The sequence below is a fragment of the Paenibacillus sp. FSL R5-0470 genome (assembly GCF_037975205.1).
Lineage (GTDB): Bacteria > Bacillota > Bacilli > Paenibacillales > Paenibacillaceae > Paenibacillus_AQ.
The window spans coordinates 2,384,256-2,396,856 of the sequence record NZ_CP150238.1; the positions used below are offsets into that span (position 1 = coordinate 2,384,256).

Annotated in this window: 12 protein-coding genes and 1 riboswitch; of the genes, 10 read left to right on the top strand and 2 right to left on the bottom strand. The window is 42.4% G+C overall.

Translation table 11 applies throughout. The features are described 5' to 3' along the window. The first annotated feature begins 84 nt into the window (after positions 1-84). The 6 genes from MKY99_RS10205 (at position 85) to MKY99_RS10230 (ending at position 5,931) form a co-directional block, all read left to right on the top strand. Positions 85-1,179, top strand: a complete 1,095-nt coding sequence (locus MKY99_RS10205; RefSeq protein WP_042186861.1) for a quinone-dependent dihydroorotate dehydrogenase — start codon at positions 85-87, stop codon at positions 1,177-1,179. Between the two features lie 30 nt (positions 1,180-1,209). Further along, entirely contained in the window at positions 1,210-2,022 is an 813-nt protein-coding gene (locus MKY99_RS10210) for a GTP pyrophosphokinase family protein (protein ID WP_042126350.1), read from the top strand. Continuing rightward, on the top strand, positions 2,012-2,464 hold the full coding sequence (locus tag MKY99_RS10215; RefSeq protein WP_339270265.1) for a DUF309 domain-containing protein: 453 nt from the start codon (positions 2,012-2,014) through the stop codon (positions 2,462-2,464). Before MKY99_RS10210 ends, MKY99_RS10215 begins: the two co-directional genes overlap by 11 nt. Before the next feature lie 102 nt (positions 2,465-2,566). After that, positions 2,567-4,093: an RsmB/NOP family class I SAM-dependent RNA methyltransferase gene (locus MKY99_RS10220; RefSeq protein ID WP_339270266.1), complete on the top strand. Its 1,527-nt coding sequence runs from the start codon at positions 2,567-2,569 to the stop codon at positions 4,091-4,093. Between the two features lie 2 nt (positions 4,094-4,095). Continuing rightward, positions 4,096-4,860, top strand: coding sequence for a pseudouridine synthase (locus MKY99_RS10225; RefSeq protein ID WP_339270268.1), 765 nt, complete (start codon positions 4,096-4,098; stop codon positions 4,858-4,860). A gap of 270 nt (positions 4,861-5,130) precedes the next feature. Further along, entirely contained in the window at positions 5,131-5,931 is an 801-nt protein-coding gene (locus MKY99_RS10230; RefSeq protein ID WP_042186870.1) for a Cof-type HAD-IIB family hydrolase, read from the top strand. A 153-nt stretch (positions 5,932-6,084) separates the two neighbouring features. On the opposite strand, the gene MKY99_RS10235 is transcribed toward MKY99_RS10230, so the two are convergent. Continuing rightward, complete coding sequence (locus MKY99_RS10235) at positions 6,085-7,698, bottom strand: DUF4179 domain-containing protein (RefSeq protein ID WP_339270270.1); 1,614 nt, start codon at positions 7,696-7,698, stop codon at positions 6,085-6,087. Further along, complete coding sequence (locus tag MKY99_RS10240; protein WP_339270271.1) at positions 7,682-8,200, bottom strand: RNA polymerase sigma factor; 519 nt, start codon at positions 8,198-8,200, stop codon at positions 7,682-7,684. Before MKY99_RS10240 ends, MKY99_RS10235 begins: the two co-directional genes overlap by 17 nt. 204 nt (positions 8,201-8,404) lie before the next feature. Beyond that, positions 8,405-8,496, top strand: a riboswitch (cyclic di-GMP riboswitch). A gap of 117 nt (positions 8,497-8,613) precedes the next feature. On the opposite strand from MKY99_RS10240, the gene MKY99_RS10245 reads away from it, so the two are divergent. The 4 genes from MKY99_RS10245 to MKY99_RS10260 all read left to right on the top strand — a co-directional run bounded on the left by MKY99_RS10245 (position 8,614) and on the right by MKY99_RS10260 (position 12,585). Then, positions 8,614-9,462, top strand: coding sequence for a DUF6612 family protein (locus MKY99_RS10245; protein ID WP_339270273.1), 849 nt, complete (start codon positions 8,614-8,616; stop codon positions 9,460-9,462). Between the two features lie 300 nt (positions 9,463-9,762). Then, positions 9,763-10,935 carry a serine hydrolase domain-containing protein gene (locus MKY99_RS10250; protein WP_339270275.1) on the top strand — a complete coding sequence of 391 codons (1,173 nt, stop codon included), beginning with the start codon at positions 9,763-9,765 and terminating at the stop codon, positions 10,933-10,935. Positions 10,936-10,984: 49 nt separating this feature from the next. After that, entirely contained in the window at positions 10,985-11,806 is an 822-nt protein-coding gene (locus MKY99_RS10255; protein ID WP_339270276.1) for an ABC-2 family transporter protein, read from the top strand. Beyond that, positions 11,803-12,585, top strand: coding sequence for an ABC-2 family transporter protein (locus tag MKY99_RS10260; protein ID WP_339270278.1), 783 nt, complete (start codon positions 11,803-11,805; stop codon positions 12,583-12,585). The genes MKY99_RS10255 and MKY99_RS10260 overlap by 4 nt, the downstream gene beginning before the upstream one ends. Positions 12,586-12,601 lie beyond the last annotated feature (16 nt).

Below are 12,601 nucleotides of genomic sequence, written 5' to 3' on the forward strand. Positions count from 1 at the left end.
CAAGAAAAGGCTAAAATTAAGAAGAAACCTACAGAAACGGGTAGACACGTGGATTAGTGAAGTACCCCTTAAGGAGCGAGAACGGTGTTGTATCGTAATTTTGGTAAACCAATTTTTTTCAAGATTGATCCCGAGAAGGCTCACCATCTCGTCATAGGTGGATTGGATAAATCGTCATCAGTGCCAGGTGGAAGCGCGGCGCTACGTTTAATGTACGGAGTTCCTGAAACGGCGGATTTAGCGGTTGATCTGTTTGGCACGCATTTCCCGACGCCAGTTGGACTTGCTGCAGGTTTAGATAAAAATGCCGATGCGGTAGTCGGATTCTCTTCGATCGGGTTTGGATTTATGGAAGTGGGCACGGTTACCCCTAAGGGTCAACCAGGTAATGATAGCCCTCGTTTGTTCCGTCTTCCTTCGGATGAAGCGCTGATTAATCGAATGGGCTTCAATAATGAAGGGGCTGATGCTATGGCACAGCGTCTGAAGAAATTAAAGAATCGGAGAATTCCTATAGCAGTTAATATTGGCCGGAATAAGATAACTAGTAATGAAGCGGCTCATGAAGACTATCGTCAGTGCATCCGTACGCTTTATCCGTACGGTGATTTTTTTGTGGTCAATATCAGCTCGCCGAATACACCTGGTCTTCGCAATCTCCAGCATGGCAGTGAATTATCGTTCCTGCTGGCTCAAGTGAAGGAAGAAATGGAGATTCAGCGTAAAGCGACCGGGATTACCAAAAGCTTGTTGGTTAAGATAGCACCAGACGTAACTGATGAAGAGCTGGAGTATATGGTTCAGACACTGACAGAAGCTGGTATGGATGGTATTATTGCTACGAATACTACATTGAACCGTGATGGACTTAGTCATGAAAAGGCTAATGAGACGGGGGGCTTAAGCGGCAAACCGCTGCGGGACCGCTCAACGGAGATCATTCGCAGTATTTATCGCCAGACGGAAGGGAAGATGCCGATCATAGGATCAGGCGGCATTTTCACCAGTCAGGATGCGTATGACAAGATAAGAGCAGGTGCGAGTCTGGTCGAAATTTATACAGCTCTCATCTACGAAGGACCGGAGGTTAACCGCAAATTGCATGCCGGATTACGGCAGCTATTACGGCGGGATGGATTCAGTCATATCTCTGAAGCAGTGGGCGCTGATCATCACTGAAGGAGACGAAAGGACAGGAGGACGAAGGCGATGGACGGCAGGGACTGGGGAACTTTTTTGCTTCCATATGAACAGACTGTGGAAGAATTGAAAGTTAAATTCAAAACAATGCGTTCGGAGTTGAAGAAAAGAGAGGAATACACGCCGATAGAATTCGTAACGGGGCGTGTAAAGCGGCTGTCAAGCATTCTGGAAAAGGCTAAACGGCTGAATGTGAAGATGGAAGATCTGGAGACGGGGATTGAAGACATTGCAGGAATTCGGATCATGTGCCAATTCGTGGAGGATATCCGCAGAGTGGCCGAATATATCCGGGCCCGTAAGGATCTTGAAGTACTCTATGAGAAGGATTACATCACTAATTATAAAGAGAGCGGCTACCGCAGCTTCCATATGATTATTAAATATCCTGTGCAAACAGCGCTTGGCCAGAAAATTGTGCTCGCGGAGATCCAAATTCGTACGCTAGCTATGAATTTCTGGGCTACCATAGAGCATTCCCTGAACTATAAATATCGGGAGAGTCTACCCGATGAAATGCGTGTTCGACTAAAGACGGCAGCTGAAGCAGCATCGATCCTCGACAGTGAAATGTCCAGTATTCGGGAAGAGATTCTGGAAGCACAGAAGACATTCGAGGAAAACTCGAATATGACCACTCAGATTCTCAAGGCCATTCATCAATTGTATTTCTATCACTTGGTGAATGAGGCTATAGATACGCAGGCTCGCTTTAACGAAATATGGCAGGTTCAGGATATGGAAGCGATGAAGGAACTTCTAGATCATGTGCGGGGACTCCTTTCCGCAGCTAAAAAGGATAGTTTGCCGGATGGCTTATGAACCATTGTACTTGGAATACCTAGTGTACTTTAATCGTGACAGGGATTATTTCGAATGTCACGAGGTACTCGAAGAACTGTGGCTTGCCCAGGAACGAGATCCTTTGTACAAAGCACTTCTCCAAGTAGCGGTAGGGTTATACCATTTTCGCAATCAGAATGTGCGCGGTGCAGCTATTATGCTGAGTGGTGCTTCTGCCAAACTGGAAGAATATCCAGCAGCGACACTCGGCATTAATCTGGCGAAACTCGTGGAGGAAGTGAAAGATTATGTTCGGCGCTTAGCATCATATGATGAGCGGTCATTTTCTTATTACGATCTGACCATAGAGATTGTTGATCCGAGTCTAGCGGACCAAGTGGAGAATGCAGCTGTAGCTATCACACCGAATAACCCTCAACGACGTGGTCCTCAGAGACCGACATCCTTTCATCGTAAGTAAAAGATCCTCTATATATGAGTATTGTATAAGGGACACCCGTAGGGGTGTTCCTTGAATCTTTAAACACCTAAATTTTTGCAATACTATCAGGAGGACGGCATCATGGCGGCACAATTGCCCAGTTCTTTCAGCGAGCGTATGATGGACATGCTGGGAACAGATTATAATCAATTTGCGGATTCTTATAAGGAAACCCCATACGGAGGCGTCCGTGTTAACACCTTGAAGATTTCCGTGGAGAGCTTAAAGGCTCTTTCTACTTTAGGACTGGAACCCATTCCTTGGTGTCCGACAGGATTTTATACAGAGAATGGGGCTAGACCTGGTAAACATCCTCACTACCACGCAGGTTTGTATTACATTCAAGAGCCGAGTGCGATGGCACCTGTGGAATTGCTTAATATTGAACCAGGTGATCGTGTACTTGATTTATGTGCCGCCCCTGGGGGGAAATCTACACAGATTTCAGCCAAGCTGTTAGGTAAAGGATTGCTGGTTAGTAATGATCTTCATCCAGAACGGACTAAAGCTCTAGCTAAAAATCTGGAGCTGTATGGGGTTCGTAATGGTATTGTACTGAACGAAAGTCCAGATCATATCGCGGCTGCATTCCCGCTTTTTTTTGACAAGATCTTGATTGATGCTCCCTGCTCTGGTGAAGGGATGTTCCGTAAAGATGAAGACATGGTGAGGCAGTGGGATTCAGGTACACCTGCCAAATATGCTTCCATGCAGCGGGATATTTTACGTTCTGCTGCAACAGCATTGGCACCGGGAGGTACACTTGTCTATTCCACCTGTACCTTTGCTACAGAAGAAAATGAGGAAATTATAGCGGAGTTTATTTCTGAACATCCACAGTTCTCAGTGGTAGCAGTAGGAGGTACAGGCTCATTCGCTCCTGGCTTCGGAGAACTCTCAGGTACAGCAAGACTGTGGCCGCATAAGGTGAAAGGCGAAGGACATTTCATGGCTGTATTGCAACATGGGGGAACTAAGCGCTCAATGGAGGAACGTGATCACTTAGAGGTCAAGTTAAACGAATCTGCAAGAGCAAGAACTACTACTCCAAAAAGTGCAGCACACGTTAAATCATCCAATAAATCAGAAGGAAGACGGGGGAAAGAAGGGAAACCCTCTCACAAATCTACTGGTGGCGCTGACCGTGGTCGGCAAGTTTCAGGTGACGAGCAAGCTTTGACTGCGTATGGAAATTTTGTGCGAGATCAGCTTGGTTGGGAACCGCAAGGATATCCGGTTCTGTTCGGTGATCATCTGTACATTTCTCCACTTCCTAAGGAAAGACTAAATGGATTAAAGACGATCCGCCCGGGATGGTATGTAGGACAAATCCGTAACGGAAGATTTATTCCAGGGCATCCAATGGCTACAGCTTTGCATCCGGAAGAAAGCTGCCGAAGTGTATCACTCTCCAGTACGAATCATGAAGCTATTTCCTATCTTAAAGGAGAGACGTTGTCGATTTCTCAAGAACGTCTCTCTATTAGAATAGGAAGTGCCCAAAAGGGATACGTTTTGGTCTGCATTGATGGCTACAGCGCAGGCTGGGGTAAGTGGCAGGATGGCATACTCAAGAACGAATATCCCGCAGGCTGGAGGTGGATGTAACAATGAGCCAATCAGGTAAGCCCGCCAAAAAACAACGATTAGATAAAGTGTTGTCCCATATTGGAGTGGGGTCGCGCAGTGATATCCGTAAACAAGCTAAACAAGGCTTAATATTGGTGAACGGGACCGTGGTAAAAGATAGTGGGTTCCATGTGGATCCTTATGCCGATAAAATAGAGGTAGGGGGAGAGGTTGTTACCTACCGTGAATTCATATATCTTATGATGAACAAACCCCCGGGTGTCCTGTCAGCTACGGAGGACAAGCGGGATCGGACGGTTTTGGATCTTTTAAAGCACGAATATGCACAGTTTGAACCGTTTCCTGTAGGAAGGCTAGATAAGGATACTGTGGGACTGCTGCTGATCACTAATGATGGGAAGCTTGCCCATGAATTGCTGTCGCCACGTAAGCATGTCCCGAAAACGTACGAGGCAACCATCGAGGGCGATGTAGACGCGGATGATGTAGCGGCTTTTGCAGCAGGGGTGGAGTTGGAAGATGGCTACGTTACTTTACCTGCACACTTAACCATTCTTGGAAGAGAGCGCGGCAGCAAAGTGATTTCCCATATTTCACTTATCATCACTGAGGGGAAATTTCATCAGGTGAAGCGTATGTTTCAGGCGGTAGGCAAAAAAGTCACTTTTCTGAAACGTGTATCTATGGGAGAATTGAAGCTGGATGAAAGTCTGCCGCTGGGAGCTTGTCGGGAACTGACGTTAGAGGAACTGGCACTCTTAGGCGCAGATGGGTCAGAAGGATAGTAGAGAAAATGATATATAAATTGATATATAAATTGAATTTGGAAACTTGGGATAAGAGAAGGGAGAGACGGAGGGGAATTTTGGAACTGTAAGAGCGATAGCGACCGCCTTTGTTTCCGGATTTCATCCGCTATTAAACGGTATAAATTAAGAAATCTGGAAACAACAGCGGCTGGAAGTCCAAACATTCACCGTAGTTGCGACTGACACTTAACACAAAAAGCCTCAAGTTCAATATATATAGAAAAAGAAAGACAAGGATGGTGGAGTATGAGATACAAACTGATTGCACTAGATGTGGACGGTACGCTATTAAATGATGATCACCACTTAAGCTCTGAGAATAAGGAAGCTATTGCTGAGGTTACACGTCTTGGCGGTCAAATCGTATTGTGTACGGGACGAAGTCCACAGAACTCGATTCCTTTCATGGAGGAAATGGGGCTGACTGGTTACGTGCTTGGTCACAATGGAGCAGCGACGGTACGAGTGGAAGATCGAGAAGTGCTGCATCAATATGGTATGGATGCACGTGGTCTTGACCCCTATATTGACTATTGCCGTAAGCACAATATTCATTATGATGTGAATACTGCTTTTGATATGTATGTTGATAATGTAGAGAATCTGACTAAAGAAGCTAATTATATGTATGAGCACTTCCGTATTGTGCCAGCGACGCTACCAGCCTGGGAAGATTTCCGTGAACCGGTTGTTAAGTTTACTGTATTTACACAGCCAGAAATCCTTGACGAAGCTGAACGTGAATGGCGTACTTGGGCTCCTGAGTACAATATTTTGCGGAGTGGTGAATTTTTCGTTGATTTGATGCATCCCGAATCTTCTAAGGGAAACGCATTAAGAAATCTCGCTGTGAAGTTGGGAATTCCGCAAGAAGAAGTCCTCTCAATCGGTAATTATTTTAATGATATTTCTATGCTTACCTATGCGGGGATGGGCGTGGCGATGGATAATTCTCCTGTAGAGGTAAAAGCGGCAGCGAATGCTGTTACGGGTTCGAACAATGAGCATGGTGTGCGTGATGCGCTGGTTAAATATTGTTTATCCTAATAATGGAAAGCATAAGGCGGACTTGAGTCCGTTCTATGCTTTTTTTGTTATGAAGGAAATAAAAGAGATACATAACAGAATTGATTCTATCCAAAAAATAACCCGCCCTTAGGATTAACTAAAAAGGGCGGGACAATAGATTAACTTCCTGTATTAAAGTTTAATTTCCTCGTTCCGGCTAGGAGCGCTATATTTATAGATACCAGGGTTCAGTTCGATTTTTTCGTCGAAAGGAATATCTTTGTAGCTATCAATATTAGTTCCTGTAGATATCATGCCCTTAGGTGTAATTTCAGGCACCACTTCTTTGCCATTAATCCGTAACGTAGTTTGGTTAACGCTTTTGAAGTGAGGAGATTTGGATGATGATTCAACAATCAAATTTTCGCCTTCAGTATAGTACGTGAATTCAATGTCTAATCCATCGACATCAAGTGAAGTGAACTGTTTTTCTTCTTTAGGTTTGTTTATTGTGATCCAATTCTTACTGGTATCACGTTTCTCAATGACAGCATCCTTTAATATAAGTTTCATTGGAACATCGGACCAGTTGTTATACCATTCCGGAGATTCAAATTGAAATAAATGCTGGTAGCTTTCGGAATGATCTCCTTTCAAATTCCAACCCCCAGTGATTGTTTTATCACCTATAACCAACTGAGCGGTATTATAGTGGACAATTCCTTTTTTAAGCGAATCATTTTCAGCTATTAGAATTTGGATATCCAAAGGGGTAACCACTAGCTGATCTAAGGTTATACCGGTCTTTTCTTGAAATTCAGGACTGTTATACAGTTTCTTAGTGTAAATCGCCTCACTTGCTTTTTGTCCATCTGCTTTAAAATCGAACTTCCATGTACCTGAAATACGTTTCGCTTCTTCAATGTAACTAAAATGAAGACTAGCTTCCTTCCAATCTGATTCAGTTATATTGAAAACCTGTTCAATAAATAAATCCGATCCTTCGTTAGGCATGATGGTTGGAATTGCCTCATTCTCTTGACCAGCAGTACTAACTACCAAATGTGGGTTTCCCCGTCCTAAGTCAGCTGGTGATGCAGCGACTTTGTAACGGATAATGGTTTGATTGGAAACTTGTCGAACGGATTCGATTTGAATGCTTGGGTATTGCTTAACTCCCGTATCAATTGTATCTCCTGCTTGATGATTAGATTGTAAGGGAATATTCCGATCACTGTAAAAAATGAGATTCCGTGCTTCAAACCTGTAGTCCTTTTTATCATCCTTTAATGTATCAGGTGTCTCATATACTCCAATGAGTTTCTGGCTTTCAGGATCGTATTCTAAATAACCGTATACCTTTGCCTTGGCACCGGATTCACTAGTCATAGTGTTTTCTTCTGTAGCAAATCCAGTATATTGGGATAGATCAGATTTAGTATCAAGTGATAACAGCATTTTCATTTTTTCTCCGTCAGTTACAACACCGTTCAAATTCATTGTTACTCCTGAACTGGAAGCTTGAAGATTATACTGTTGACCGATGCCATTATTTAATGCATTGCTCACACTTCGACCACCAATTTTATCCCAATTAATCGTCATACTAGCGAATACAGGAATGGCTACAAGTAAGAGGCAAGAGAAGACAATACTGATAGGAATAACCTTTTTATTAGACCTAGGAGTATTCTGGGAGGAATGCAGATTTCTTTGACGTGTATATGCTTCTTGTTCTATGGCAGTCCACATCAAATCATAATCCGGTCGGGGAATATGTTTATCTTTTTCAATATAGAGACTCATTACTATTCAGCTCCTTTAGTTGGGTTCCACCCATTCTATTTAGTATTTTAAGTCCCTTGTTCAGTCTGGATTTTACAGTTCCTTCGGGTATGCTCATAACTTTAGAGATCTCGGGTACAGTCAATTCGTTTATAAAACGAAGGACTATTACCATTCTGATTTTGTCGGAAAGCTGACTGTATAACCCTTGTAATTCTTTTTTAGTTTCCTGTCGATCCAAACGTTTTTCTACAGGGTTTGATTCCTCAGACCTGGATAGTAAATAATTACGTACTTCTTTCATCCACCCCGTCTTACGCCTTTTGATCACACTGTTGCACTCATTCGAAGCAATTCGTAAAATCCAAGCTTTCAAGTTTCTTACCTTCGACTTATCCGCTAAGATAACTTTTACAAATACCTCTTGGGAAATATCCTCCGCATCTGCCTGATTTTTCATTAAGTAGTAACAAAAATAATATACTTGTTCTTTATAGAGCTCGAAAATTTCCCGGTCACTCATTTTGCTGCACCCCCTGTCTTTGCTGTTCTCATTAATAAGACTTATAAGCGTATGTAATCGTTCATTTTTCATTTTGATTGTAGTATTTCTTCTGAGTATCATAGCGAATTCGAATGGAAGATAAGTCGTTTACAGGTAATTATAACCATGATAAAATTAGCGGTGGGACATGCGTCCGTAAGCTAATTAAAACTAATTGAATGTCCGCGTTAAAGGTAAAATCATCGAAAGATGATGACACAAAGCCATGGGTCTAAAGCCTTTCTACAGAAGGAAATGATCGCCAGGCCGCCATAGGGATGTCTTATGAAGCATAAAGGATAGCTCTAAGAATATGTAGTCAATTTTGAGCTCTTTTATTATTTCGACCTATACGGCGTTACATTATCGCAAGGGGCCGAAAGGGGAAGTACATGAACAGTTTTTTCAAAACAATAGGCACTAGTTTGGCAGTAGGTGCTTTATTGCTGTCCGGAACGATCGGATGGATGTCTAATCCTGAAGTCGTGTCTGCCGCTACCACAACAGCAGTAACCGCGGATCAAATGATTAGCAAAGTAACGGCAGCCTCTAAAGCAATAAAGAATTTTCACTTAGATGTGATCAAAAAACAGGATATTCAGAGCGGTGGGGTACGTATCAGCAACACTAACACACTGAAGCTGGATATTAATCGACTGCCGAATTTTGCTGCAGCTGGCACCGTTGATAGTAGTCTTTTAGAAACATCGTACAGTCTATATGCCAATGACAAGGAGTTTTACTATCTTGTAGACGGAAGTGAACTGATCGATGAATCTGAAGATGAAGGTTACGACGATGACGGTGAGCCAATCGATCCTGATGCGCAGTATTGGATTGGACTGGAGAAGATGGAGTGGGATTCTTTTTATTCTAAAGGTCAATACGATCCTGTTTCCATGCTTGATTCGGTAAAAAATTATAAAAAATCTATGAAAGTCAGCACTGTCGGTGCTCAGACCGTCCTGCAGTTCACGGTAACCGATCCGACAGCAGCTATGGGAATAATCAAACTCTATGACCAGGAGAACCTCTGGGATGGTGAGACAGTTCAACCCAAAAGCGTAACGTGGAAATTATTCGTCAATACTAAGACCTGGCAGACGGAAAAGCTGACAGTCGATCTGAGTTATGTGCTGATAAGTGATGGAGAAAAGGATACATACAACACGAAAATCGAAGCTAAGTATTCCAAGAATAACAAAGGTACAACCATTGTTAAGCCCGCCGAACTAGAATAATAAGGTCGATTTCATATGGAGTAAAAAGCGCTGTTCAGTAGAACAGCGCTTTTTGCTCCATTCATGACAGCAGCCAACAGGAAGTGAGATATGTAAAGAATAAATAAATATAAAATTGACCTACCAATTATTAGGATTTTAGTACATGCTATTTATGTGATTAATAATCTGAATTAATTTAATAGTGTATGAAGTATCATATTGTAACTATTATATTGAAAAGGTATTATGAGTTAGGTGTAAATTTACATTTTTGAGAATTACTATTCTTTTTAATGAATGATAGGGGGAGTGCGAATAATGTTATCATCCACAGAGCTAAGCAAGCTGAATGAAGCGAATTACAGGGAGGACCGATTAGAGGCGCTTAATCATTTTTATGAGGATCTCTGTAATAAGAAAGTAGCAGATGGCTATATTTATTCTCTTAGTCGTTATGGAAAAATATTTGCTAATGGAGCGGGGGGACGCTTCAGTTACGAAGAAGATAGCGACCAAGAATTAACAACGGATACAATTTTTCGAATCGCTTCTATTACCAAGCTGTTTACGGCAACAGCGATCTGGCAGCTGGCAGATGATGGCAAAATTTTTATGGGACAACCAGTTAGTTCTATTCTTCCGGAATTTGATGCCGATCCTTTTAAGCCGATTACAATTGCTCATTTACTGACTCATACCTCCGGCATCGCACCTGATCATGGCACTATAAGTGATACCTACTATAAAAGTGCATGGTGGTATATTTATGAATCAGAGCTTGGAAAAGAAAATTGGATTAAAGCTGGACTTTCCTATGGTATACGTTTTCCGGTAGGGACTCAATGGATGTATTCCTCGTTCGGATACGTGGTTCTTGGTGCAATTATTGAGAAAATAACAGATGTTTTTGCAGAAGATTACATAATGGACAACATTGTAAAACCGTTAGGCATGACAGATACTTTCTTTGATATTCCGCCTGAGAAAGCTGGTAGGATCGCTATTCGTTCGCAAGAAGCCAAGGAATATCTTCAGAAGCTGCAAAACGGGGAAATTACGGATGAAGAACAAAGGCCTGAGGAAGAAATCAAGACTCCCGGAACGGGTGGGGGAATGTATTCAACCGTTAATGATCTACAAAAGTTCGGAATTATGCTGCTTAACCATGGGGAATACGAAGGTGGTCATATCTTAAGTCGGATGGCTGTTCAGAGAATGACCAAGCGGTTCAATTCTGAAAAACTTCCAAACTACGCATGGGGAGATGGAGGAGCGGATAGACCATACGGTCTTGGGCCAGACCTTCGATATAATGAAAGTACATCTTATTCTGAAGGCACTTTTTTTCACGAAGGATGGGGATCTTGTTCTTTGGTCATTGACCCGGTAGAAAAGCTGGTTGCCGTTTGGTATATCCCTTTTCATAACCATATATGGGACGGTAGAGCTATTTTCGGCACAAACAATGTGATCTGGTCTGGACTCGAATAAGAAAAAGGTTAGTTGTAGTGAGATATCAAAGATAGGCAGGATGTGACTTATGTTTGAGAAGATAAAGCACCGCTTTCGCGTGATGAGAGCGGTTGCTTTTGTTACTTATAAGGAATGGAGTGCGTACAGAACGCATTCGATGGTTTCTATTTTTGTAGGCCCGGTATATTTTTTAGTGCAGTATTATATATGGAGCGCTGTTTATAGCGGGGAATCCTCTATTAACGGGATGTCGCTCTCTCAGATGCTCTCTTATTTTTGCGCCACGATGTTGATCAACTACTTGACCATGGATTTTGCCGATTGGAATTTACAAATGCTCATTCGCACAGGGAAATTCATTACGTTCTCTTTAAGACCAATGAATCATATGTTCTATGCATTGTCACAGAAGGCAGGGCATAGGGTACTTGGGCTTCTATTTGAATTTATACCCTGCTTTATGATCTTCTTGTTTATTTTTCATATTGATGTTTTACCCGCAAATTTACTATACGCAATGCTATCGATAGCTATGGCGTTCATGATGAATTTTTTCATCCACTATAGTATTGGAATGGTGGCCTTTTGGATGGTGCAATCCTCCAGTATTCGTAACTTTTTCAGTCTTTGCGAGGGGATATTCTCAGGATCACTGATTCCATTAGTCTTTTTTCCAAAGTCCTTACAGATGGCTTCCTTTTTCTTACCGTTTCAATATACGACCTTTCTGCCTGCAATGGTCTATACAGGTAGCTATACTTTAGCTGATATAACCTTACCTATTCCCCAAGTTTTGTTGTTGCAGCTTGTAGCCGTTATTATTGCCGGAATAGTCTGCCGGGTGCTGTATGCGTTATCGCTTAAGCATTTTACGGGGGTGGGCGCATGAAACGTATGTATCTAATATACAAAACTTGTATGAAGGCGAATATTGCTTCTGCGATCACCTATCGCGTTAATTTTATTCTTAATAGCCTTATCATGCTCATAGGGAATGTATTGTTTCCCCTAGTAACGGTGTTCATCTATAATTCGAATGCTTCATTTGAAGGATGGACCTTTAAAGAGGCACTATTAATTCAATCCGTTTTCATTTTGTCTACGGCTTGTGCCGGGATTTTTTTTAACGGAATCATGTGGAATACGATGTCCCATGTAGTGGAAGGAACGCTGGAAGTGGTATTAATTAAACCAACCTCGAGCCTTTTTCTGCTGTTGGCCAGATCTTTTGAGTTCGAAAGTATCGGGCTTTTAGGTGGAGGAGTAGTCATGTTCGTTTACGCACTTAGCGGAATCGATGGGATGACCTTCAGCTCTTGGTTATTGTTCCTGTTATTGTTTGGAGCAGGGCTGCTTGTCATGTTTGGCGTGGCGCTCATTGTTGCAGCGATTTCCTTCAAATGGGTGGCGAATTCCCGCTTGCCGGAGATGTTTGAGAGCATTAAGTCTTTTGGACGCTATCCAGGGACGATTTTCCCTAAAGCAGTCGTAGCCGTGAGTTCTTTTCTTTTTCCGGTTTCCATGATTGCTTACTTTCCTGCATCTACACTGCTTGGACGATGGGAAGCGTATTTTTTTATAGCGATTATCCCTTGTGTGTTATTTGCGGCCTTCGGAATTTGGCTCTATACGTACATGCTTCGTAGTTACAAAAGTGCCGGAGGATGAATTTGTATGAAGGAGA